The organism is Gordonia jacobaea (genome assembly GCF_001186365.1).
Taxonomy (GTDB): Bacteria; Actinomycetota; Actinomycetes; order Mycobacteriales; family Mycobacteriaceae; genus Gordonia; species Gordonia jacobaea.
This window is the reverse complement of sequence record NZ_LDTZ01000018.1, coordinates 140,053-162,100: the sequence shown is the minus strand read 5'-3', so window position 1 is coordinate 162,100 and position 22,048 is coordinate 140,053. Positions and strand designations below refer to the sequence as shown.

Annotated in this window: 21 protein-coding genes; 13 read left to right on the top strand and 8 right to left on the bottom strand. The window is 66.4% G+C overall.

All coding sequences use genetic code 11. From position 1 onward, the window contains the following. Nucleotides 1–2: 2 nt before the first annotated feature. Nucleotides 3–392, bottom strand: a complete 390-nt coding sequence (locus ABW18_RS14085) for a DUF5319 domain-containing protein (protein WP_049699806.1) — start codon at nt 390–392, stop codon at nt 3–5. A gap of 132 nt (nt 393–524) precedes the next feature. Here ABW18_RS14085 and guaB point away from each other — a divergent pair, with 132 nt between their 5' ends. The 3 genes from guaB (at nt 525) to ABW18_RS14070 (ending at nt 5,169) form a co-directional block, all read left to right on the top strand. After that, nucleotides 525–2,036 (top strand): IMP dehydrogenase, encoded by a 1,512-nt coding sequence (guaB, locus tag ABW18_RS14080; protein ID WP_049699606.1) that lies wholly within the window; start codon nt 525–527, stop codon nt 2,034–2,036. A gap of 76 nt (nt 2,037–2,112) precedes the next feature. Beyond that, nucleotides 2,113–3,255 (top strand): GuaB3 family IMP dehydrogenase-related protein, encoded by a 1,143-nt coding sequence (locus tag ABW18_RS14075; protein WP_049699605.1) that lies wholly within the window; start codon nt 2,113–2,115, stop codon nt 3,253–3,255. 69 nt (nt 3,256–3,324) lie between these two features. Next, a complete protein-coding gene (locus tag ABW18_RS14070) occupies nt 3,325–5,169 on the top strand; it encodes an FAD-dependent oxidoreductase (RefSeq protein WP_235434388.1) in 1,845 nt (614 codons plus the stop codon). A gap of 133 nt (nt 5,170–5,302) precedes the next feature. Here ABW18_RS14070 and ABW18_RS14065 read toward each other — a convergent pair whose 3' ends face one another. The 3 genes from ABW18_RS14065 to ABW18_RS14055 are packed head-to-tail and all read right to left on the bottom strand — an operon-like array spanning nt 5,303 to nt 7,252. Further along, the gene (locus ABW18_RS14065; RefSeq protein ID WP_049699604.1) at nt 5,303–5,905 is read right to left on the bottom strand and encodes an energy-coupling factor transporter transmembrane component T family protein; all 603 of its coding nucleotides are present in this window, start codon (nt 5,903–5,905) and stop codon (nt 5,303–5,305) included. Next, nucleotides 5,902–6,576 (bottom strand): energy-coupling factor ABC transporter ATP-binding protein, encoded by a 675-nt coding sequence (locus ABW18_RS14060; RefSeq protein ID WP_049699603.1) that lies wholly within the window; start codon nt 6,574–6,576, stop codon nt 5,902–5,904. Before ABW18_RS14060 ends, ABW18_RS14065 begins: the two co-directional genes overlap by 4 nt. Before the next feature lie 22 nt (nt 6,577–6,598). After that, complete coding sequence (locus tag ABW18_RS14055; protein WP_049699804.1) at nt 6,599–7,252, bottom strand: biotin transporter BioY; 654 nt, start codon at nt 7,250–7,252, stop codon at nt 6,599–6,601. 114 nt (nt 7,253–7,366) lie between these two features. Here ABW18_RS14055 and guaA point away from each other — a divergent pair, with 114 nt between their 5' ends. Beyond that, nucleotides 7,367–8,992: a glutamine-hydrolyzing GMP synthase gene (gene guaA, locus ABW18_RS14050; protein ID WP_049699803.1), complete on the top strand. Its 1,626-nt coding sequence runs from the start codon at nt 7,367–7,369 to the stop codon at nt 8,990–8,992. A gap of 27 nt (nt 8,993–9,019) precedes the next feature. Here the strand turns inward: guaA and ABW18_RS14045 are convergent, their stop codons facing one another. Together ABW18_RS14045 and ABW18_RS14040 are read right to left on the bottom strand one after the other, a co-directional pair. Then, complete coding sequence (locus ABW18_RS14045; protein ID WP_235434387.1) at nt 9,020–9,277, bottom strand: hypothetical protein; 258 nt, start codon at nt 9,275–9,277, stop codon at nt 9,020–9,022. Next, on the bottom strand, nt 9,274–10,629 hold the full coding sequence (locus ABW18_RS14040) for a PspC domain-containing protein (RefSeq protein ID WP_049699602.1): 1,356 nt from the start codon (nt 10,627–10,629) through the stop codon (nt 9,274–9,276). The genes ABW18_RS14045 and ABW18_RS14040 overlap by 4 nt, the downstream gene beginning before the upstream one ends. A gap of 82 nt (nt 10,630–10,711) precedes the next feature. Between ABW18_RS14040 and ABW18_RS14035 the strand changes: the two genes are divergently transcribed. Next, entirely contained in the window at nt 10,712–12,052 is a 1,341-nt protein-coding gene (locus ABW18_RS14035) for an ATP-binding protein (RefSeq protein ID WP_083444407.1), read from the top strand. Continuing rightward, nucleotides 12,049–12,744, top strand: coding sequence for a response regulator (locus ABW18_RS14030; RefSeq protein ID WP_049699600.1), 696 nt, complete (start codon nt 12,049–12,051; stop codon nt 12,742–12,744). The genes ABW18_RS14035 and ABW18_RS14030 overlap by 4 nt, the downstream gene beginning before the upstream one ends. Nucleotides 12,745–12,790: 46 nt before the next feature. On the opposite strand, the gene ABW18_RS14025 is transcribed toward ABW18_RS14030, so the two are convergent. Next, the gene (locus ABW18_RS14025) at nt 12,791–14,098 is read right to left on the bottom strand and encodes a serine/threonine-protein kinase (protein WP_049699599.1); all 1,308 of its coding nucleotides are present in this window, start codon (nt 14,096–14,098) and stop codon (nt 12,791–12,793) included. Between the two features lie 131 nt (nt 14,099–14,229). Here ABW18_RS14025 and ABW18_RS14020 point away from each other — a divergent pair, with 131 nt between their 5' ends. From ABW18_RS14020 to ABW18_RS14010, 3 genes are all read left to right on the top strand, one after another. Next, nucleotides 14,230–15,261 carry an Rv2578c family radical SAM protein gene (locus tag ABW18_RS14020; RefSeq protein ID WP_049699598.1) on the top strand — a complete coding sequence of 344 codons (1,032 nt, stop codon included), beginning with the start codon at nt 14,230–14,232 and terminating at the stop codon, nt 15,259–15,261. Nucleotides 15,262–15,523: 262 nt separating this feature from the next. Further along, the gene (locus ABW18_RS14015; protein ID WP_049699801.1) at nt 15,524–16,450 is read left to right on the top strand and encodes a hypothetical protein; all 927 of its coding nucleotides are present in this window, start codon (nt 15,524–15,526) and stop codon (nt 16,448–16,450) included. Further along, entirely contained in the window at nt 16,450–18,033 is a 1,584-nt protein-coding gene (locus tag ABW18_RS14010) for a DNA polymerase Y family protein (RefSeq protein WP_049699597.1), read from the top strand. The genes ABW18_RS14015 and ABW18_RS14010 overlap by 1 nt, the downstream gene beginning before the upstream one ends. A 204-nt stretch (nt 18,034–18,237) precedes the next feature. Here ABW18_RS14010 and ABW18_RS14005 read toward each other — a convergent pair whose 3' ends face one another. Beyond that, nucleotides 18,238–19,296, bottom strand: coding sequence for an alanine racemase (locus ABW18_RS14005; protein WP_049699596.1), 1,059 nt, complete (start codon nt 19,294–19,296; stop codon nt 18,238–18,240). Nucleotides 19,297–19,474: 178 nt separating this feature from the next. On the opposite strand from ABW18_RS14005, the gene ABW18_RS14000 reads away from it, so the two are divergent. Genes ABW18_RS14000 through ABW18_RS13990 form a run of 4 tightly spaced genes read left to right on the top strand, consistent with a single transcriptional unit; the run spans nt 19,475 to nt 21,901 of the window. Then, nucleotides 19,475–19,903 (top strand): MarR family winged helix-turn-helix transcriptional regulator, encoded by a 429-nt coding sequence (locus ABW18_RS14000; RefSeq protein WP_049699595.1) that lies wholly within the window; start codon nt 19,475–19,477, stop codon nt 19,901–19,903. 26 nt (nt 19,904–19,929) lie between these two features. Continuing rightward, entirely contained in the window at nt 19,930–20,505 is a 576-nt protein-coding gene (locus ABW18_RS13995) for a cysteine hydrolase family protein (protein WP_049699594.1), read from the top strand. Between the two features lie 5 nt (nt 20,506–20,510). After that, nucleotides 20,511–20,789, top strand: coding sequence for a hypothetical protein (locus tag ABW18_RS23185; RefSeq protein ID WP_235434386.1), 279 nt, complete (start codon nt 20,511–20,513; stop codon nt 20,787–20,789). Then, entirely contained in the window at nt 20,723–21,901 is a 1,179-nt protein-coding gene (locus tag ABW18_RS13990) for an MFS transporter (RefSeq protein WP_235434385.1), read from the top strand. Before ABW18_RS23185 ends, ABW18_RS13990 begins: the two co-directional genes overlap by 67 nt. Nucleotides 21,902–22,048: the final 147 nt, after the last annotated feature.

The window sequence follows — 22,048 nt, the reverse complement described above, 5'->3', positions numbered from 1 at the left end:
TCTCAGCGGTCGTCGTCGATGTGATGGTGCGCGTCGGCATAGCCGCGGCAGTAGTCCCAGGTGACGTAGGCGTCGGGACGCGGATCGACAGCGGGCTCATGCGGCCGCACGGTTCCGTCGATCAATAGTTGAAGTAGGTTGGCGCGCAGCATGTCCCAGTCGTGGTAATGGTCTTCCTGGCAGTCGTCGCAGACGACGACGAGCCCACGAATCCCACGATGTGCCAGCAATGCCTCATAGACGGCGAGGTCGGCCAGATCCTCTTCGACCGCGAGCCGCTCACTCTCGTCCAAGGGGATGCCAGGCTCCATCGAATCCAGCATGGAAGCCGGATCGCTGGGGTCGTCGGCGAACGGGTCTGGTGGAAGGCCCGGTGGGAGATGATCACGCACGACTCCACCGTAACCGATTGCAGCGCACGGCTGCCGCAACGCTCCACAGTTTGTCTGCTGTCTGCGCCGACGCCGGGCGCCCTTCGCTGCGGGCGAAATCAGCAGCCACCCTTTACCAGATAGAATGGACTAATGACGCAGGTTCGCACCGGAGGAGACGACCCCGGCAAGGTCGCAATGCTCGGACTGACGTTTGACGACGTCCTGTTGTTGCCGTCGGCGTCGGATGTGATTCCCAGTGAGGTCGACACATCCACGCGGGTGACCAAGGAGATCACGCTTCGCGTGCCTCTCGTAAGTTCGGCGATGGACACCGTCACCGAGTCGCGCATGGCCATCGCCATGGCGCGTGCCGGCGGCATGGGTGTCCTCCACCGCAACTTGTCGATCGAGGCCCAGGCCGGCCAGGTGGAGACGGTCAAGCGCTCCGAGGCGGGCATGGTGACCGATCCCGTGACCTGCTCGCCGAGCAACACGCTCGCCGAGGTCGACGCCATGTGTGCCCGGTACCGCATCTCCGGCCTGCCGGTCGTCGACGATCGCGGCGAACTCGTCGGCATCATCACCAACCGCGACATGCGCTTCGAGGTCGACCAGGACCGCCCGGTCTCCGAGGTGATGACCAAGGCGCCGCTCATCACCGCACAGGAAGGCGTGTCCGCTGAGGCCGCGCTCGGACTCCTGCGTCGCAACAAGGTCGAGAAGCTGCCGATCGTCGACGGCAACGGCAAGCTCACCGGCCTCATCACGGTCAAGGACTTCGTCAAGACCGAGCAGCACCCGCTTGCCACCAAGGATTCCGACGGCCGATTGCTCGTCGGCGCGGCCGTGGGAACCGGCGATCCGCAGTGGGAACGTGCGATGGCGCTCTCCGACGCGGGCGCCGACGTGATCATCGTCGACACCGCCCATGCGCACAACCGACTGGTGCTCGAGATGGTCGCCAAGCTCAAGGCCGAAATCGGCGATCGTGTGCAGATCGTCGGCGGCAACGTCGCAACCCGTGAGGCCGCGCAGGCGCTCGTCGACGCGGGCGCCGACGCCGTGAAGGTCGGTGTCGGCCCCGGCTCGATCTGCACGACCCGCGTCGTCGCAGGTGTCGGTGCCCCGCAGATCACCGCGATCCTCGAAGCCGTCGCCGTGTGCAACAAGGCAGGCGTTCCGGTCATCGCCGACGGTGGCGTGCAGTACTCCGGCGACATCGCCAAGGCACTCGCGGCAGGCGCGTCGACCGTTATGCTCGGTTCGCTCCTCGCGGGCACCGCAGAGGCTCCCGGCGACCTGATCCTGGTCAACGGCAAGCAGTTCAAGAGCTACCGAGGCATGGGATCGCTCGGTGCCATGCAGGGCCGCGGACAGGCCAAGTCGTACTCCAAGGACCGCTACTTCCAAGACGACGTGCTCGCCGAGGAGAAGCTGGTGCCCGAGGGCATCGAAGGACGGGTGCCCTACCGCGGGCCCCTCGGCCAGGTGGTGCACCAGCTCGTCGGCGGACTTCGTGCGTCGATGGGTTACACCGGGTCGTCGACCATCGATCACCTGCAGGGTGCACGCTTCGTGCAGATCACCGCGGCGGGCCTCAAGGAGTCGCATCCGCACGACATCACACTGACCGCCGAGGCGCCGAACTACTATTCCCGCTGAACGTCGTCGTGATCGTTGCGATCACGACGCCGCACAGTCGAATAGCAGTCCATCAACCCCCTAGAGAGGCGCAACGGTGCGTGACCTGACCGACATCGGCATGGGCAGAACCGCCCGTCGAACATATGAACTCGACGACATCAGCATCGTCCCGTCACGACGGACGCGCTCATCGAAGGAAGTGTCGACGGCCTGGCAGATCGACGCCTACCGGTTCAACTCGCCGATACTGAGCCATCCCACCGACGCCCTCGTCTCGCCGCAGATGGCGGTGGCGCTGGGAAGGCTCGGTTCGCTCGGCGCAATCAACGGTGAGGGACTCTGGGCGCGCCACCGCGACGTCGAGGGCAAGATCGCGCAACTCGTCGACATCGCGCTCAACGATCCGGACCCATCCGCGCCCGTGCGCTTCCTGCAGGAACTGCATCGCGCCCCGATCGACACCGATCTTCTCGGCGAAGCCGTGAGCTTTGTGCGTGACGCGGGTGTGACGACCGCCGTTCGGGTGAGTCCGCAACACGCACCGGAACTGACGCCCGCACTCCTCGCCGCCGGCGTCGAGATCCTGGTCGTGCACGGCACGATCATCTCCGCCGAGCATGTTGTCCGCGGTGAAGAAGAACCACTCAACCTCAAGACGTTCATCGCCGAACTCGACATCCCGGTGATCGCGGGCGGCGTACACGACCACCGGACCGCCCTCCACCTGATGCGGACCGGCGCTGCCGGCGTGATCGTCGGATACGGCTCGGCCGAAGGAGCGACGACGACATCGGAGGTGCTCGGTATCGGCGTTCCGATGGCCACCGCCATCGCCGACGCCGCAGCTGCGCGTCGGGAGTACCTCGACGAGACCGGCGGCCGCTATGTGCACGTCATCGCCGACGGCGACATCCACACCTCTGGCGACCTCGCCAAGGCGATCGCCTGTGGTGCCGATGCCGCGGTGCTCGGTACGCCGCTGGCCGCAGCAGCCGAAGCCCCAGGTCAAGGATGGTATTGGCCGTCGGCCGCAGCGCATCCTGACACTCCGCGCGGCGCGCTGCTGCGCGTCGCGACCGACGTGGGACGCCCGAGCCTCGAGACGGTACTCAACGGACCGTCCGACGACCCGTTCGGAGAACTGAATCTGGTTGGCGCACTGCGTCGTTCGATGGCGAAGGCCGGCTATTCCGATCTCAAGGAGTTCCAGAAGGTCGGGTTGTCTGTTCGCGCCTAACCGCGTTTTCTGCCCACCAGGTGAGACCGCCGTCACGTCATGTGACAACGGGCGTTAGAATGGTTGGCTATGGCAGCCCACCATGGTTTCGACAAGCTCAACCAGCGCAAGAACAAGCTCAACCAGCGCAAGAACGCGCTCAACCAGCGCAACAACGCGCTCAACCAGCGCGAGAATGAGCCTGACTTCGACGTGCTCATCGTCGGTTCCGGTTTCGGCGGCAGCGTCAGTGCGTTGCGCCTCGTCGAGAAGGGGTACCGCGTCGGGGTGATCGAAGCCGGACGTCGGTTCGAAGACCACGAGTTCGCGAAGACGAGCTGGCGTCTGCACAAGTGGCTGTGGGCGCCGAAGCTCGGGCTGTACGGGATTCAGCGGATCCACGCCCTCAAGGACGTGATGATCATGGCGGGAGCGGGCGTCGGCGGTGGCTCGCTCAACTACGCCAACACCCTGTACAAGCCTCCGACTCCGTTCTTCACCGATCCCCAGTGGAACCACATCACCGACTGGGAGGCCGAGCTCACACCGCATTACGAGCAGGCGCGACGGATGCTGGGCGTCGTCACCAATCCCACTGTCACAGAATCGGATCGGGTGATGCGTACCGTCGCCGAACAGATGGGCGCGGCCAACACCTTCACCTCGACGCCGGTCGGAGTGTTCTTCGGTGCCAAGACCGGCCTGGCGGGAGTGCCGGGCGAGACCGTGCCGGACCCGTATTTCGGTGGAGCCGGACCCGAGCGGACCGCCTGCACCGAGTGCGGGGCGTGCATGACCGGCTGCCGGGTGGGCGCGAAGAACACCCTGATGAAGAACTACCTCGGTCTCGCCGAGCGCAACGGAGCAACGATCATCGACCGCACCACCGTCGACGGACTCGCGCAGCGTGCCGACGGGACGTGGGAGGTCGACACCAGGGGCTCGTCGTCGTGGGGTCCGTTCGGCGCGGGTAAGCGCACCTTCACCGCAGATCAGGTGATCGTCGCGGCCGGGACGTTCAACACGCAGAAGCTGCTTCACCGTGCCAAGGGGACGTCGCTTCCGAAGATCTCCGACGCGATGGGCGCGTTGACGCGTACCAACTCCGAGTCGATCCTCGGCGCGATGGCTGCGAAATACGATCCGCAACACGACTATTCGCACGGGGTGGCGATCACGTCGTCGTTCCATCCGGAGCCCAACACGCATATCGAGCCAGTTCGATATGGCAAGGGCAGCAACGCGATTGCGTATCTGCAGACGGTGCTCACCGACGGTGGCAGTAGGCGCAACCGGTTCGGTCAGTTCTTGAAGGAGATCGCGCGGAACCCCTTCCTGCTCGTGCGACTTCTCTTCGTGCGCAAGTGGAGTCAGCGCACCGTGATCGCTCTGGTCATGCAGAGCAGTGACAACTCACTGACCACGTTCGTGCGTAAGCGCGGACCGTTCCGTTACGTCACGAGCAAGCAGGGGCACGGTGAGCCGAATCCGACGTGGATTCCCAAGGGTAACGAGGCAACTCGACGCATCGCCGACATCCTGCCGGGAGGGCTCGCGGGCGGCACCTGGGGCGACGTGATGAACATGCCGCTCACCGCCCACTACCTCGGCGGGTGTGCCATCTCCGACGATCCTGCGAACGGCGTCGTCGACGCATACCACCGTGTGTGGGGTTATCCGACGCTGCATGTCACCGATGGTGCCGCGGTCTCGGCGAATCTCGGCGTCAACCCGTCGTTGACCATCTCGGCGCAGGCCGAGCGCGCGATCTCGTTGTGGCCCAACAAGGGTGAAGATGACCAGCGCCCCGAGCAGGGCAGCAGTTACAGGCGGCTCGCGCCGATCGCACCCGCACACCCTGTGGTGCCCGCCGACGCTCCTGGTGCGCTGCGGCTGCCGATCACGCCGGTGTTCTCGACGGCTGTGGTTCCCTGACCGCACGCCCGGCAGCAGGGGTGGCGCGCGCAGAAAACCACACCCCTCGGGTCCTCCGCCTGTACCGGTACATGCGAGCGACCCACGAGGCGTAGCTTTCTGCGCGGCTCGGGACCCGAGCACTGCTGTGTGATCAGTCCAGCCCGCGGGCGCTGAGGCTCTCGGCGAACCCGTCGGCGGTCCGCAGCGCGGCGATCACGATGGGCGCAACCAGGATTCGTGCGCCTGGCCGTAGTCCGCGTGCGCGGCGCGCCTCGTCGACCTGGCCAGCGATCTCGACGATCAGCGGAATCGTCCGGATGGTCAGGGCGAGCGAGATCGCGATGAGGTCGGTGCGCACGCCGAGCTTGCTCAGCGGCGACATGGCGCGCGTCAGGGAGTCCAGCATGTCGGTGGTGCGGGTGGTCAGGCTGACGACGGCGGCCAGAAGCACCGAGAGCGCGAGGATGCCGCACAACAGAACCGCTCGACGCCAGTCGGTGAAGACGAGCTGAAACACGAAGACGAACAACAGAATCCACAGCGTCGGCCGGAACTGGCGCCACGCCGTGGCCGGACCGATGCCGGCAAGTGCGTAGACCGCGACGACCGCGGCGGCGGCAATGCCGAGGGCCGGAAGGGTTCTCACACACAGGGTGATGACGAGAATGCCTGCAGCGAGGCCGAGCAACTTCACGCCGGGGGAGGCCCTGTGCAGCAGCGAGTGTCCGGGCAGGTAGGTGCCGAGCGGATTCATGCCATCGCCTCGCGATAGGCGGGCAGTGCGACGCCGGGCACATCGTCGACGGTGATGACCCCGTCGTCGATGACGAGTACGCGCTCGAAGTCGTCGACAAGGTCGAGGTCGTGGGTGACCACGACGAGTTGGACGTCGAGGTCGGCGAACACGCGACGCAGCATACGGCTGTTGCGCAGGTCGAGGAGCGTCGTCGGTTCGTCGGCGACGATGATCGCCGGTTCGGTGACGAATACCGCTGCGAGAGCGAGGAGTTGTTTCTGCCCGCCGGACAGTCTGCTCGCGGGTTGGTCGGCGTGGTCGGCGAGGCCGAAACGCTCGAGCACGCTCATCGCGCGGTCCCGACGTTCGGCCTTGTTCAGATCTGTTCTGGTCAGCGACAGTTCGATGTCCTCACGCACCGTCGGCATGATGATCTGTCGGTCGGGGTCGGAGAAGATGAATCCGACGCGGCGTCGAACACGACGCTTCTCCTTCGCGGCGTCGAGACCATCGACGACGACGGTCCCGGTGTCGGGGACGACGAGCGCGTTGATCATCCGCGCCAGCGTCGACTTTCCGCTGCCGTTGGCGCCCACGATGCCGATGCGTCGTTCGGGAAGGTCGACCGAGACATCACTCAACACTCGACGACCGTCGAATGAGTGTGAGACATCGCGGAATTCGATCACGCGGGGTCCATGCGGTGAGGTGTCATGCGGTGAGTGCGACGACGCGTCCACGTCGTATGCGCAGTGGGGTGATGAGGCCTGGCCACCCTCGGTGCACCTGGCTCGCGACCAGCGCCGCGATCACCGCCTTGACTGCGTCGCCCGCGATGAACCAGCCGTTGGCCGCGATCGCCGCCCACAGGGTGAGGTCGGCGCGGATCATCAGGCCGATGGTGCCGCAGATGTAGATCACCAGCACTCCGCCGATCAGATTCGCCACGATGCCCAGCAGGATTCGGTACCGCGGCATCATGAAGGCGGTCAGCAACCCGATCACGAACACGCCGGGCAGGAAGCCGACGAAGAATCCGGCCGTCGGCGACGACAGTGCGGTCAGACCGTTGCGACCACCCGAGAGGATCGGCAGTCCCGCGATCGCGAGGGCCATGAAGATGACCACCGCCAACGTGCCCTTCTTGGGGCCGAGGATGGCGCCGGTCAGCATCACGCCGAGGGTTTGGAAGGTGATCGGTACGCCCGCGCTGCCGACGCTGATCTGTCCCGGCAAGCCGAGTGCCGCGATCAGTGCGGCGAACACAGCAGCCTGGGTGATGTCGGAGATCGACAGGGACAGCCATCGCCGACCCGGCTTCTCGACAGATGACCTGGCCTTTTCTCGCTCGTCTGAGGTGCTCATATCGACATGGAGTATCCCACGGTGCTGCCTGAGCTCCATCGTCGCCGCCTGCACGGCGGTGGCGGGTGCCGCCTGCGCGGCGGTCGCGTCGGTACGCACGCATAGAATGGGGTGGTGACAGACTCTTCCGCCGACACCTCGTCTGCCGACCGATCCTCCGCCGAGAGCGCGCTCGTCGAGGGCCCGCGACCGGTCCTCGTCGTCGACTTCGGTGCGCAGTACGCGCAATTGATCGCTCGACGTGTCCGTGAGGCGCGTATCTACTCCGAGGTCATCGCCCACGACGCCACGATCGATGAGTTCAAGGCCAAGGATCCTGCCGCGATCATCCTGTCCGGCGGGCCGGCGTCGGTGTACGCCGACGACGCGCCGAGCCTCGATCCGGCCATTCTTGAGCTGGGCATCCCGGTGTTCGGGATCTGCTACGGCTTCCAGACAATGGCTGCCGCGCTCGGCGGCGAGGTGGCCAACACAGGTGGGCGCGAGTTCGGACGCACGACGTTCACCGCCACCGACGACGGCGTGCTACATCGCGGTCTCGACCGCAACCAGCCCGTGTGGATGAGCCACAACGACGCCGTGCAGGTGGCGCCCGAGGGCTTCGTCGTCACAGGGTCGACGCCCGGTGCGCCCGTCGCGGCGTTCGAGTCCGTCGAGGCGAAGATGGCAGGCGTGCAGTACCACCCCGAGGTGCTGCATACGCCGCACGGCCAGCAGGTGCTCACCCGGTTCCTCTACGAGATCGCGGGCCTCGAGGCCGACTGGACGCCCGCGAACATCGCCGACGCACTGATCGACCAGGTCTCCGACCAGATCGGCGACGGCCTCGCGATCTGCGGTCTGTCGGGCGGCGTCGATTCGGCGGTTGCGGCAGCGCTGGTTCAGCGGGCCATCGGCGATCGGCTGACGTGTGTCTTCGTCGACCACGGACTGCTACGTGCCGGTGAGCGTGAGCAGGTCGAGCACGACTTCGTCGCCGCCACCGGTGCGCGACTGGTGACGGTCGACGCCGCCGACAAGTTCCTCGCCGAACTGTCCGGTGTCAGCGACCCCGAGACCAAGCGCAAGATCATCGGACGCGAGTTCATTCGGTCGTTCGAGGGCGCTGTCAGCGACGTGCTGGGCGACCGAGCGGCCGACGGAGACAAGGTCGACTTCCTGGTCCAGGGCACGCTGTACCCCGACGTGGTCGAATCCGGCGGGGGTAGCGGCACCGCGAACATCAAGAGCCACCACAACGTCGGCGGGTTGCCAGACGATCTCGAGTTCAGCCTCGTCGAGCCTCTGCGGTTGTTGTTCAAGGACGAGGTGCGGGCGGTCGGACGTGAACTCGGTCTGCCCGAGGAGATTGTCGGTCGTCAGCCGTTCCCCGGACCCGGTCTCGCCATCCGCATCGTCGGCGACGTGACCGCCGACCGTCTCTCGATGCTGCGCAAGGCCGACCTCATCGCCCGAGAGGAGCTGACGGCCGCGGGTCTCGATCACCAGATCTGGCAGTGCCCGGTGGTGTTGCTCGCCGACGTGCGCAGCGTCGGCGTGCAGGGCGACGGCCGCACCTACGGGCATCCGATCGTCCTGCGGCCGGTGTCGAGCGAGGACGCTATGACGGCCGACTGGACGCGCGTGCCGTACGAGGTACTCGAGACGATCTCCACACGCATCACCAACGAGGTGCCCGACGTGAACCGCGTCGTCCTCGACGTCACGAGCAAGCCGCCGGGCACCATCGAGTGGGAGTAGCAGCCGAGCGGGAGTAGGTGGCGAGCGCTAACTGCGTCGCGCGCCGCTGACCAGAAGCACCAGGCCGACGATCAGCCCTATCCCGACGACGCCCCAGCCGAGGACCGACGCCGACGGGAGATCGGGGGTGTCGGCCAGGCCCCAGATCGCCACCGCGATCGCGGCGATACCGAGGAGCGCGAGCCCTGGGGCGCGGTGCCCCACGGCATTGCCCACCTGCTCGCTGCTGCCTGACTCGTTGCCCTCTGCGGTTCCGTTGGCCGTTTCTGGACGCCAGTCGTTCATCGGGTCACCTCCACGCTGCCCACGTTGGCGTGCGCATTGATCGTCAACACTGGCTTGTCGGCGCCGGCAGTGCCGACGGATAGCCCTTCAGGGCACTGCGGATCACCGACATTCAACGTGCAGTTCGCCCGCACATTCATGTCCTTCGGGACCCGCACGGTCACTTCGCCGAGGCCGGCACGAAGGTCGACGGTGCGGTCGGAAGTGAGCGTGAGGTCGCGGACGTCGAGTTCGAGCGAGCCCATGGTGACCGAGTACCTGTCGCGAATGTCGTTCTCGGACAGTGGCTTATACATGCGCTGACCCACACCTCCGGACGGTACGACGCTCTCGTCGGACTGTCCGACCCATGTCGTCGTTGCGCCGGTGACGATGACCGCCGCGCCCAACGCGACCGCCAGCGGGACGAGTCCGACCTGCCGTCGCCCAGCGGATCGCTTCAACGCTGCGAGCGTGAGCAGACCAACGCCGACGACCGCGAGGGCCATGGAGAGAATGCGCGTCGGGGTGAACCACTCGACACCCGCCTGGTGTGCGGCCACCCCGCTCATCGCCACGAGAAGGGCCGCTCCGACGACGATGAGCGATGCTCGGGTGGAGGAGTGTCGGTTCTCCGGTACCGCGGGCGGCGTCGGGGTCGCGGGTTCAGGTAGATCCCAGGCGAATCGTGCGGCACCGAGCGGGTCCCACGACGGTGGCTGGCGGTCGGCGAGGGTGAACACCGACGTCGCGGCGTCGGAGCTGTCGCCGCGAGGCGTGGTCGGAACGTCGAAAGCTGGGGGGCTCGGGACGGTGACCGGCACTCCCGTCGCGCCCTCGAAGCTCGGCGCTGCCCCGGTGCGCAGCGCGCGCGGAGTCCAGCGCTGGAACTGATCCGCAGTGGCCGAGGGCGCCGCGGTGAGCGTGTCGGCGCTCGTTCCGGGCAGCGGTGTCGGTGTTCGACGGAACAGAAGCCACCAGCCGAGCAACATGAGTACGGTGCCGAGACCGGCACTCGAACTCCACGTGCCGTGCGGACCGAACGACATCACCAGGACGACCGCGACGGCCGCGACGATCACGAACTTCGGGTTGTGGTGGCGGCCGTGGCCGTGCCCACTGCGATCGTTGGCGGGGTCGGCGGCCGAGAGTCTGCTCGAGGGGAAGGCGATCCATCCGATGACGTAGAGGAGCAGGCCGCCGCCACCGAACAGCGTCGAGACGACGAAAGCGACCTTCACCAGCGTCGGATCGACGCGGTAGCGGAACGCGATGCCGCTGCAGACACCTGCGACCGTGCGCGGACTCGCCGGACGAACGGGACGCGTGTGCCAGAGATGCTCGAGCTGTGCGCGGACTTGTGTGGCATCCATGAGTCCTATCCTCGCGGCCCTGCTTGGCGTGGGCATCGGGGACATACCCTGACGTTCCCCCGGAAATCGGGGAACGACCCTGATGTGGCGACCGGGGTGTGTGGGGCAGTATCGAAGTGTGAGTACCCCCGCTGCCCCCGATGTGCCACCGATCCCTCGGCTGGTGCGACGTGACGCCGGCCGGGTCATCGGTGGCGTCGCGGGCGGCGTCGCCGATCATCTCGGCGTCGACGCGTTCCGCGTCCGCGTGGTGTTCGTGGTGTTGGCAGCGTTGGCCGGTGCAGGTGTGCTGGCCTACGGACTGCTGTGGTTCTTCTGCCCGCAGGGCAACGACACCGAATCGCCCGCGCCGGGGGAGCGTCGACAAGCGTTGGGTCTCGCGGTGCTCGCGCTGGTCGCGATGACCGTCGTCGGGTTCGCGGCGTCGGGAACGCCCGCCGCCTATCTCGTGCCGTTCGTGTTCGTGATGGTCGGTGCGGGCCTGGTGTGGCGCGAGTTCGACACGTCGAAAACCGCGCCCCACAGCACCGCGCTCACCTGGACGCGGTTGGCGGGCGGCGCTGTCCTCGTCGTCGGTGGCCTTGCGGTGATCGTCGTGGCGGGCCGGCGCAATTACGGCGGCCTGAGCACCACGTTGCTTGCCGTCGCAGCCACCTTGATCGGTGTCGTGCTGCTGACCGTGCCGCTGTGGATGCGACTGTGGCGCGCGCTGAACGAGGAGCGAGCGGCCCGAATCCGAAACGCCGAGCGCGAGGAGATCGCATCCCACCTCCACGACTCGGTGCTCCAGACACTTGCGCTCATCCAGAAGCAGGCGGGTAAACCCGAGGAGGTCGCCCGGTTGGCCCGCAGCCAGGAGCGCGAGTTGCGCGGCTGGCTCTTCGGCGACGTCGCTCAGCGCGGTACCTCGTTGAGTGCGTCGATCCGTGAGGTCGGCGCAGAGGTGGAGGACACGTACGGGATCGAGGTCGAGGTGATCACCGTCGGCGACCTGCGTCCCGACGAGGGAGCCCGCCACGGACCAGGGAGCGAGATACGACGGTGGCCCGCCCTGATCGGAGCGACGCGCGAGGCGCTCGTCAACGCGGCCAAGCACTCCGGCGAGCGTAGCGTCGATGTCTACATGGAGGTGGGCGACGAGGAGGTCGAGGTGTTCGTGCGCGACCGGGGCGTCGGATTCGATCGTGATGGTGTCGACCCGGACAGGCAGGGGCTTGCCCGCTCCATCAAGTCTCGGGTGGAACGTGCTGGGGGACAGGCTCGTATCGATTCGACGCCGGGACGCGGAACGAACATCCGACTGATCATGCCGCGCCCCACGACGCACTCCGACGCGGATACCGATGGCCACGACGACCCGCACGATGTCACGGACGAAGCCACACACACCGACGAGGCGATCGACCACGGGAAGGCACGATGAACGAGAACGCGACCGCCGGGCCGGATGCACAGAGCGCGTTGTGCCGTGTGTTTCTCGTCGACGACCACGCGGTGTTCCGCTCCGGGGTACGCGCCGAACTCGCCAACGAACCGGGACTGCACGTGGTTGGCGAGGCGGGCACCGTCGCCGATTCGATCACTGCCATCACGCGACTCCGGCCAGACGTCGTGCTCCTCGACGTCCACATGCCCGCCGGTGGCGGCGTTTCCGTATTGCGTGGTGTCACAGAGACTTTGGGCGACGATGCGCCGGTTTTCCTCGCACTCAGCGTGTCCGACGCCGCCGAGGATGTGATCGCCACGATCAGGGCGGGAGCCCGCGGATACGTGACCAAGACGATCGACGGTCGCGAACTGGCCGACGCGGTTCGACGCGTGGCAGACGGTGACGCGGTATTCAGTCCGCGCCTCGCTGGATTCGTGCTCGATTCGTTCACGGGGAAATCGTCGGTGCCCGAGCCCGCCCTCGATCCCGAACTCGACTCTCTCACACGACGAGAGCTCGAGGTGTTGCGTCTGTTGGCGCGCGGATACACCTACCGCGAGATCGCCGAAGAACTGTTCATCTCGATCAAAACCGTCGAGACCCACGCGTCGAACGTGTTGCGGAAGACCCAGCAGTCCAACCGAAATGCGTTGACCCGGTGGGCCGCCACCCGCCACATCGGTTGAGGTCGGGCGCAGTTCTCGTTGTGGCCCAGTACAGCTCCCGTGTGACTCAGCGCATCAAGACGATCGCGAGGACGATCACGACGGCCAGCACCACGAAGAAGCCGAGTACGGCGAGCGCGAGCGTCGTCGGAGATGTGCCCGAAGCCCGTTGGGAGGGTGGAAGACTCGCATAGGGGTCGATCGGATAATGCTCGCCCTGATACTGACCACTCGGGTATTGACCACTGGGGTATTGCCCGCTCTGGAACGGTGGTGTCGACGAGACCAGAGTGTGGTGTCGATGCGGCGACGCCGGGGTCTGCCATCCGGCGGCAACCGACGTGCCCGGGGTTCGTCGATCCGACGCGGGGCGGGCCGAGGGAAAACCGCCGGGGCGGGCCGAATCCGGTTGCGACGACTGGCCGGGTCCCGCGCCATGCGGCGTCTGCGGGGGAAGGGTCGTCACGCCTGATGCGCGGGGAATCAGGCTCGTGAGTATCTGATCGGCGGAGGCGCGGCCGCCGGACGCGACTGCGATGAGTTCGTCACGGGCCTGTGCCATCGTGATCCGCTTCGTCGGACTGGGTTCGAGCATGTGCAGAAGCACTGGTTCGAGGGCGCCCGCCCGCTTCATCGGATTGATCTGCGCACGAGCCACCTTGTGCAACATGACAAGTGAGTTATCGTCGACTCCGAATGGTGGCTCGCCCTCGACCATCGTGTAGACCGTCGCACCGAGTGAGTACACATCGGATGCCTCGGACGGTTCAGCACCGCGAGCGACTTCGGGAGCGAAATACGCTGGGGTGCCGGTGATCACGCCGGTCTGCGTCAACGTGATGTCGTCCTTGGCTCGCGAGATGCCGAAGTCGGTGAGTTTGACCAGTCCCACGTTGCGTCCGGATTCGGAGATGAGGATGTTGCCCGGCTTGATGTCGCGATGCACGATGCCCGCTGCGTGGGCCTCGGTCATGGCGTCGGCGACCTGCGCACCGATCTTGGCCGATTCGGTGACGTCGAGTGTGCCTGCCGAGTAAAGGATCTGGGCGATGCTCCGTGACGGAAGGTACTCCATCACCAGCCACGGTTCACCGCGGTCGAGTGCAACGTCGTGCATCGCAATCGCGTTGCGGTGGGCGAGTTTCGCGGCAATTCTGCCCTCACGCATCGCGCGCTTACGGGCATTGTCGGCGGAATCGTCGGAGAGGCCCTCGGTGGAGAGGACCTGTTTGACCGCGACATCACGATCAAGAAGTTGGTCGCGGGCCAGCCAGACGGTGCCCATGCCGCCGCCACCGATTCGGGATTTCAGCCGATAACGGCCGGCGACCAGGTACTGGGGACCCGGTGTGCGGTAGCTCTCGGCGAGTGACATACGGAAATGATAGCCGCGTGGGCCGCCCGGGGACGTGGCCGTGGAGAGCTCGTTGCGGTTCTGTGGTCGGTGGATGGTGCTCGTGGGCTGGTGGGTTGACAGTGCCTAGTACGTATGTTCGACTCATCACCATGAGGTGGTCCGAACAGGTGGTCGAAGTCGACGACGGCGCGCTGCCCGGCTTCGCGCGTGCCGGACTCGTGCGGTCGGTGCAGACTCCGGAGTTCGAGGGCATCACCTTTCACGAGGTGCTCGCCAAGAGTGCACTCAACGCCATGCCGGAGGGGTCGGGGTTGCCGTTCCGGTTCACGGTCAACACATTTCGTGGATGTTCGCATGCGTGCCGCTACTGTTTCGCGCGGCCGACACACGAGTACCTCGACCTCGACGCCGGGCGCGACTTCGACTCGCAGGTAGTGGTCAAGCTCAACGTCGCCGCGGTGCTGCGTAAAGAACTCCGACGACGCTCGTGGCAGCGGGAGACCGTTGCGTTGGGCACCAACACCGATCCGTATCAGCGTGCTGAGGGTCGGTACCGGTTGATGCCCGGTGTGATCACCGCGCTCGCCGAATCGGGGACGCCGTTGTCGATCCTCACCAAGGGCACACTGCTACGTCGAGATCTACCGCTGTTGCGTCAGGCGTCGGCCCGGATTCCGGTGAGTATCGGAGTGTCGCTGGCCATCTTCGACGACGACCTGCAGAAGCAGATCGAACCGGGAACGCCGTCGCCGCGGGCGCGGTTGGAGCTGATTCGCGCGATCGCCGAGGCAGGGTTTGTGCCACACGTCATGGTCGCGCCGGTCATCCCGTATCTGAGCGATTCCACCGCGCACCTCGACGCCCTGCTCGGCGCGCTCGCCGACGCAGGGGCGGCCGGGGTCACCGCGTTCCCGATGCATCTACGCAGTTCCACCAAACCGTGGTTCATGAATTGGCTTGCCGCGAATCATCCCGCGCTGGTGCGCAAGTACAACGGGTTGTACGGCCGGGGTGCGTATGTCACCGCGGAGTATTCGTCGTGGCTGCGAGATCGATTGCAGCCGTTGGTGGCCCGGCACGGATTGGCCGGCCGCGATCACGGCAGGGCAGAATCGGCGGATTCGGACGAGCGCGACCTGGTCGCGCCGCCGGAGATGGCCGAGGCGTTGACGTTGTTCTGAGCAGCCGCGTCTGCGATGTCGATGGCTTGTCGAAGGTTTTGTGCGGCCGGAAAGAGCAGGTCAGCCTGCATTTTCGCGTCGTGATCGTCGTTCGTGGGCGGCGGCTCGGCCGTTCGTCACCTGGGCTGTTGCGGAGTGTCAGAGGGGCGTCGTACGATCTGAATATCGAAAAAACGTTCGATCAAACTCGGTGATCCGAGCGACCGACGGCGCAGCAACTTCCCGGCTCGCCATGCATCACAACGCTGGCCAGGAGGTCTTCATGAGTGTTTTGCCGTTGGCTCATCCGAACGCATCGCAGTCGGATGCGCATGCTCTCGACGGTGGCCTGCCGGACGGTGGTGATCTGCCCGATGTGGGTGATGTGCCGGATGGGGCGCGGGCCGACACGCTGGCGCAACTCCGCAAGCGGATGGCGGTGCTGTCCGGCATGCCAGACAGGTTGTCCGTCGACCGTGTTGACGAGATCGGCGACCGGCTACCGCTGCCGGACGTTCTCGCAGATCTGTTGCCACACAGCAACTCTCAACACCATGATGCTCGTCGCGGGGGGATCGCCCGAGGGAGTGTGATCGACTGTTCCGGGGCGCGGTCGTTGGTGGTCGCGATGATCGCCGCGGTGAGTCGCAGTGGTGGTCAGGTGGGAATCGTCGGCTTGCCGTGGCTGAGCTTGTTGTCGGTCGCGGAGATGGGTGCCGATCTCGCCCGTATCGCCATCGTGCCGGATCCGGGAGTCGATCCGATCGAGATCGCCTCGGTGCTGCTCGACGGCATGGATCTGGTGGTGCTCGGCCTCCGTGGAGTCGACGTCGCGCCCGCGCGGTGCCGGGTGGTCAGCGGCCGGGTGCGGCAGCAGTCGTCGGCGCTGTTGGTCGTCGACGGTCATTGGCCGGGCGCGCAGGTGCGTATGGAGGCGAGCGTGCTCACCTACCGGCACGTCCCGGGAACGTCGGGAACAGATCTCTCTGCAGCACGACGTGGGCACGGTCGGATCGGGGGACTGCGGCTGCAGGTCACCGCAACCGGGCGTGACCGTAGACGACGCAGCGCCGACGTCGATCTGAGCTCGTTGAGTGCGCACGGTCAAGCCGGGCTCGTGGGGCTGACACGCCCCGAAGATCCGGTAGTGGGCAGATCGGATGATCAGCTCAGCGCAGACGACCAGATGCTCACCGCGGTGGCGAACTGATGGGTCGGGTCATGGCCGTGTGGTGCCCGGACTGGCCCGCGATGGCGGCAGCAGCCGACGAGGATCTGCCTCCGGCACAACCGATTGCGGTGTTGTCGGCCAATCGGGTGACCGCGACGTCGGCGACCGCCCGAGCGGCTGGGGTCCGACGGGGCATGAGAAAAAGACAGGCGCAGGCGGTGTGTCCGGAGATGCGGGTGTTCACCGCCGACGTCGATCGTGACGCACGTTTCTTCGAGCCGGTGGTGGCGGCGGTGGCCGAGGTGGTCGCCGTGGTCGAGGTGCTGCGGCCGGGACTGGTGGTGATGCCTGCCGACGGCGCCGCTCGACATCACGGCGGAGAGGAGTCGCTGGCCGAACAACTCGTCGACCAGATTTCGGTGTGCGGCGTCGAATCGCAGGTCGGGGTTGCTGATGAGTTGTTCACCGCGGTGATCGCCGCACGTCGGGGACATCACGTCGAACCGGGAGCAAGCCGTGCCTATCTGGCCGATCTCCCTGTGGCGGAACTGAACGTCGAGCAGAGTTTGTCTGTGCCCGAACGGGCAGAGCTGGTCGATCTGTTGCGTCGACTCGGGCTCGTCACCATCGGCGATTTCGCCGCGATGTCTGCGCGCGACGTCGCAACCAGGTTCTCAGCCGACGCCGCCGTCGCCCACCGGTTGGCCAACGCACTGGCCGATCGTCGACCGTCGGGCAGTGCGGTCGCACCGGAGTTGGTGATCGAGTACGTTTGCGAGCCATCGATCGACCGGATCGACGCCGCAGCGTTCGCGGGCCGACGCCTCGCCGACATGCTGCATCGTCGACTCGCCGACGTACCCGCGGCATGTACCAAGCTCAAGGTCGAGGCTGTTACCGAACGCGGACAACGACATTCACGGATCTGGCGGTGTGCACAACCGCTCACACCGGACGCGACAGCCGACCGCATCCGGTGGCAGTTGGAGGGCTGGCTGACCGGCGCGGGCAGGGGGAGGAGTCGCGGCGACACCCGGCCCGACTCGCCGATCGCGATGCTTCGACTCGAGCCGGTGGAGACTGTCGACGCCGGCGAGTTGCGCTACGCACTGACCGGTGCGGGACTGCCGGGCGAGTCGGAGGTCTCCGAGCGCGCACGCCGGTCATTGGAGCGTGTGCAGGGTCTACTCGGCGGCGACGCCGTGCAGGTGCCGGTGCGCAGCGGTGGTCGCGGGCCGTCGGAGCAGATCACGATGATCCCACTCGGCGACGAGAAGATCCCCGAGCGCGACCCGCAGGCGCCGTGGCCGGGTCGCGTGCCCCAGCCCGCACCCGCGGTCATGTCCCGCGCCCCGGTGTCGTTGACCGACGCGTCGGGGCAACCGGTGACCGTCACCGGTCGGGGAGCGTTCTCCGACGAGCCCGCCGTCGTACGCATGGCACGTCCCGGCCGCGACGCCGCCCGCGACACCTGGGCGTTGAGCTGGTGGGCCGGACCGTGGCCTGCGGGCATGGACGACACCGGCATCGTCGCCAGAGCCCAAGTGCTCCTAGAGGATTCACGCGCGCTGCTGCTCTACTACCGGGCGGGCGACTGGATGGTCGAGGGCGTGTACGAGTAGCGGCGTTCCGGTGTGCGCGCCGGTGCGGAAAGTAGGGGAAGGGTTCTTTCCCGGGTTCTGTACGTTTCCTCGTGTTGTTTCTCGAGAAAGGGTGCGAAACCCACGGAAAGAATCTTTCCCCTAGTTCCTGCGCGGGGCCGGGGTGGTTCTGCGCCGACCAGGCGGTTGAGGCGGCCCGGCCGCGCACGCGCGCGGAGTCTGCGGTCAGCTGTTCGCGCCGCGGGCGATCACGCGCCACGTCGGAACCGCGCCACCATCGTCACCACCACCGACGACCAGCTCGTCGACGAGGTTCACCGCGGTGCAGACGTGGTTGGGCACGACGCGCACCGTCGAGCCGAGCTCGGGGGTGTTCTCGTCCGGGTACTCGACAACCGCGTGGTGTTCGGAGAGTGCGACGATGCGTGCGTCTGGCTCGTCGAGTATCCGACCGTGCCCGCTGGCCCACGCGGGCCGGTCGGCCCCGATGATCTTGCTGCCCGCGTCGAGAACCACACGACGTCCGTCGCGATGAACGACGGTGCTGACGGCGGTCAGTGACACATCGTCGAATCCGCAGACGCCGAGCTCCACCTGCTGGGCGTCGTAGAACGGGTAGACGCCCGGTCGGATCTCGGTCAGCACGCCCGAATCCGCGAACTCGATCGTCGGCGTCGAGCCGCCACTCCGCACACGTGGCTCGATTCCTTTGTCGCGCAACCGCTCTGCCGCCGTTGCGAGTGCAGTTATCTCCTGTGCAGCTGCGTCACTGCGTGCATGTCCTGGGCCGTATCCGTGGCCGGGAAACGTGAAGACCCCGACCACGTCGAGCCCAGCCGACTGCGCGGCTACTGCGACCTCGCCGGCGGACTCAGGTGCCACGCCTGTCCGGTGTTGTCCGGAGTCGACCTCGACGAGAACTTCGGCGCCGGGTAGTTCGGCGGCAAGGCGCGTGGCCCCTTCGACGGCGTCGACGGCCAGACGGAGTGCAACCCGATCGGCGAGCGCGCGCAGTCGAGAACCCTTGTGCGCGCTCACCCACAGCGGATACGCGAGGAACAGGTCGGAGACGCCCGCATCGGCGAACGCCTCTGCTTCACCGATCGTCGCCACCGTGAGTCCCACAGCGCCGCTGTCGATCTGGCGTCGAGCGAGCTCTACGGTCTTGTGCGTCTTGGCGTGTGGCCGCAGATCGACGTGAGCGTTCCGCGCGAGCTCGGCGACCGCCTGCAGGTTGCGATCGAGGCGGGCGAGGTCTACGGCGAGATACGGGGTGTCGGTCACCGATCCACGGTACCGAGGGAGGTCGACGGAAGGTTGTTGGGACGCTGAGGGCTTTCGGGCACCAGGATGCTGGGGGCGCGGGGGTGGGGGCGCCAATGGAGTGTCGGGAGAAGTTGTCGGCAATGTCTTTTCAATCAGTCAACTTATCAGTTAGCTGATTATTTGCTAGACTCACAATATGTCCGAAAGTGCCGCCGAGATCGCCGCGACCCTGCGCCCCGTGCTTGCGGCGCTCAATCGTCGACTTCGGGCGCAGGGCCCGATCGGGGATCTCACGCGGTCGCAGACCAACGTGCTCGGCAGGCTCGAACGTGGGGGACCGGCGACGGCAAACGACCTCGCCCGAGCCGAAGGTGTTCGCCCACAGTCGATGTCGACGACAGTTGCGGCGCTGCTCGAGCAGGGGCTCATTGTCCGGACGCCTCATCCGAAAGATCGTCGAAAGACACTCCTCGATCTCTCGGACAAGGCTCGTGAGACCTACGCGCGTGGACGATTGGCTCGCGAGGACTGGCTCGCCGACCGGCTCGGGCAGGTTCTCACCGACGAGGAACGGGCGCAGATCGCCACCGCAACAGAGCTTCTCCGCCGTGTGGCGGAGTCCTGACAGTCGCTTCGATCAAGGAGGAATCCATGGCCATGACAGCGCTCGACCCGCGGGTCGCGTTGATCGTCATCGACATGCAACGTGGAATCGCGTTGCGCGACAATCTCGCACCGTATCCGGCGTCGGAAATCGTCGACCGCGCGGGACAATTGGTCGACAGGTTCCGCAAGTACGGGCAGCTCGTGGTGATGGTCAACGTCGACGCCGTGCCTCCCGGACGGACGGACCGCAACTCTGGATCGGCGAGGCCGCAACTGCCGACGGAGTGGACCGAGCTCATCGACGAATTCGCCCCCGAGCCTGACGATCTGGTGGTGACCAAACATTCGCGTAGCGCATTCGCGGGTACCGCACTCCTCGAGGAGTTGCGTTCCAGGGGCGTCACCCAGGTCGCCGTCGTCGGGATCGCCAGCGGCGCAGGCGTCGAATCGACGGCCCGCGACGCACACGAAGCGGGGTTCAACGTGACGTTGCCGACCGACGCGATGACCGATTCCGACGGGGAGCGTCACGCGCACAGCGTGCGCGAGGTGTTCCCCCAGATCGCCGAGACAGGTTCGACCGCAGAGCTTCTCGAACTCCTCGACGCCACAGCTCAGTGAGCGCCGTGGCCACCGGCGACGCCGGTGTGGCACAGCGCAATCCGTTCGGCTGGCGGTTCACCGGGCCACTGTTGATGGGGTCGACACTCAACCCGATCAACAGTTCCATGATCGCCACCGCGCTCGTCGGGATCGGCGTCGACTTCCATCGAGGTCCGGCACAGACGACGATCCTGATTTCAGTGCTCTACCTGTGCAGCGCAGTGGCACAACGACAATGGGCAAACTCGCGACGGTCTTCGGTCCTCGTCGCGTCTTCGCCTCCGGGCTGGTCGTCCTGCTGATCGCCGGTGTCATCGGTGCCGCCGCGCCGGCGTTCTGGTGCCTGATGCTCTCGCGTGCCCTGATCGGCATCGGCACCTCTGCGGCGTATCCGACGGCGATGGCGCTCGTGCGGTCTCGTGCCGACTCATTCGGGATGGGAGTGCCGAGTCGCGTGCTCGGTGGGTTCTCGATCGCCGCCCAGGTGATCGCGGTGATCGGACTGCCGCTCGGTGGTGTGCTGACCGGCGTGTTCGGCTGGCGGGCAGTGTTTTTCGTCAATATTCCGATCGCGCTGATCACCCTCGTGTGGGCGCTGCGCAGCATCCCTCGTGACGGTCCGATGCATGTGGGCGGCTTCGGTGGCCTCGTCCGCGTGGTCGACGTCGTCGGGGTGGCACTCTTCGCGGTTACCGTGATCGCGACGCTCGAGTTCCTCGCCGGGCTCGGTGCACCGAAGTGGTGGCTGCTGGCGGTGATCGTCGCAGCGGGGTTCCTCCTGGTGTTCTGGGAACTGCGCGCGGCACAACCTCTCATTGATGTGCGGATGCTCGCGGCCAACTCCCCGTTGGTGCGCACCTACCTGCGTCAGATGCTGGCAGGTCTCGGCTCGTACACGGCGATGTACGGGATCAGCCAGTGGATGGAGCAGTCCGCGGGATACTCCGCGGCGCAGGTCGGGCTCATCCTCATCCCGTACTCCGCGCTGAGCGTGGTGTGCGCACGGGTGAACTCGACGCACGGGTGGGTGCGAATCCCGTTGATTCTCACGGGTTTCTGCTTCGTCGGTGCCGGAGTGACCGCGGTGGCGATCCATCACTCGTCCGGGCTGTGGGTCCTGCTCGCGATGACGTTCTTGTTCGGCGTTGCCAACGGACTGAGCGGTTATGCGAATCAGGCGACGCTCTACACGCAGAGTCCGCCGGAGTCGATCGGTGTGGCATCCGGGCTGTACCGGACGTTCATGTACTTCGGGGCGATCTTCTCGTCGAGCCTCATCGGGATCGCCTTCGGGGCCCGCGCAACCGATGGTGGACTCCACATCGCGGGCTGGGCCGTCGTGGTGATCGGAGCGGCGTTGATCGCCATGACCGTGGCGGATCGTCGAATCCCGCGGGCGGTGTCAGTCGACTGACGGTGCTGCGGCGCCGGAACGATCGCGGGTGCCGTACGTCGTCGAGTCGCGCGAGGATGTGGGTCCAATCGAAGGATGTGGGTGCTGCAGCGCCCACATCCTTCAGTTCGACCCACATCTAGCGTCGACCGGTGTCGAACACGTGTT

Coding starts and splice junctions, on each gene's coding strand:
- ABW18_RS14070 (WP_235434388.1), top strand. CDS start 3,325: ATGGCAGCCCACCATGGTTTCGACAAGCTCAACCAGCGCAAGAACAAG.
- ABW18_RS13995 (WP_049699594.1), top strand. CDS start 19,930: ATGGCCATGACAGCGCTCGACCCGCGGGTCGCGTTGATCGTCATCGAC.
- ABW18_RS14055 (WP_049699804.1), bottom strand. CDS start 7,252: ATGAGCACCTCAGACGAGCGAGAAAAGGCCAGGTCATCTGTCGAGAAG.
- ABW18_RS14015 (WP_049699801.1), top strand. CDS start 15,524: ATGAGTGTTTTGCCGTTGGCTCATCCGAACGCATCGCAGTCGGATGCG.
- ABW18_RS14040 (WP_049699602.1), bottom strand. CDS start 10,629: ATGGATGCCACACAAGTCCGCGCACAGCTCGAGCATCTCTGGCACACG.
- ABW18_RS13990 (WP_235434385.1), top strand. CDS start 20,723: ATGGGCAAACTCGCGACGGTCTTCGGTCCTCGTCGCGTCTTCGCCTCC.
- ABW18_RS14025 (WP_049699599.1), bottom strand. CDS start 14,098: ATGTCACTCGCCGAGAGCTACCGCACACCGGGTCCCCAGTACCTGGTC.
- guaB (WP_049699606.1), top strand. CDS start 525: ATGACGCAGGTTCGCACCGGAGGAGACGACCCCGGCAAGGTCGCAATG.
- ABW18_RS14020 (WP_049699598.1), top strand. CDS start 14,230: ATGAGGTGGTCCGAACAGGTGGTCGAAGTCGACGACGGCGCGCTGCCC.
- ABW18_RS14035 (WP_083444407.1), top strand. CDS start 10,712: ATGTGGCGACCGGGGTGTGTGGGGCAGTATCGAAGTGTGAGTACCCCC.
- ABW18_RS14000 (WP_049699595.1), top strand. CDS start 19,475: ATGTCCGAAAGTGCCGCCGAGATCGCCGCGACCCTGCGCCCCGTGCTT.
- ABW18_RS14010 (WP_049699597.1), top strand. CDS start 16,450: ATGGGTCGGGTCATGGCCGTGTGGTGCCCGGACTGGCCCGCGATGGCG.
- ABW18_RS14065 (WP_049699604.1), bottom strand. CDS start 5,905: ATGAATCCGCTCGGCACCTACCTGCCCGGACACTCGCTGCTGCACAGG.
- ABW18_RS14045 (WP_235434387.1), bottom strand. CDS start 9,277: ATGAACGACTGGCGTCCAGAAACGGCCAACGGAACCGCAGAGGGCAAC.
- ABW18_RS14030 (WP_049699600.1), top strand. CDS start 12,049: ATGAACGAGAACGCGACCGCCGGGCCGGATGCACAGAGCGCGTTGTGC.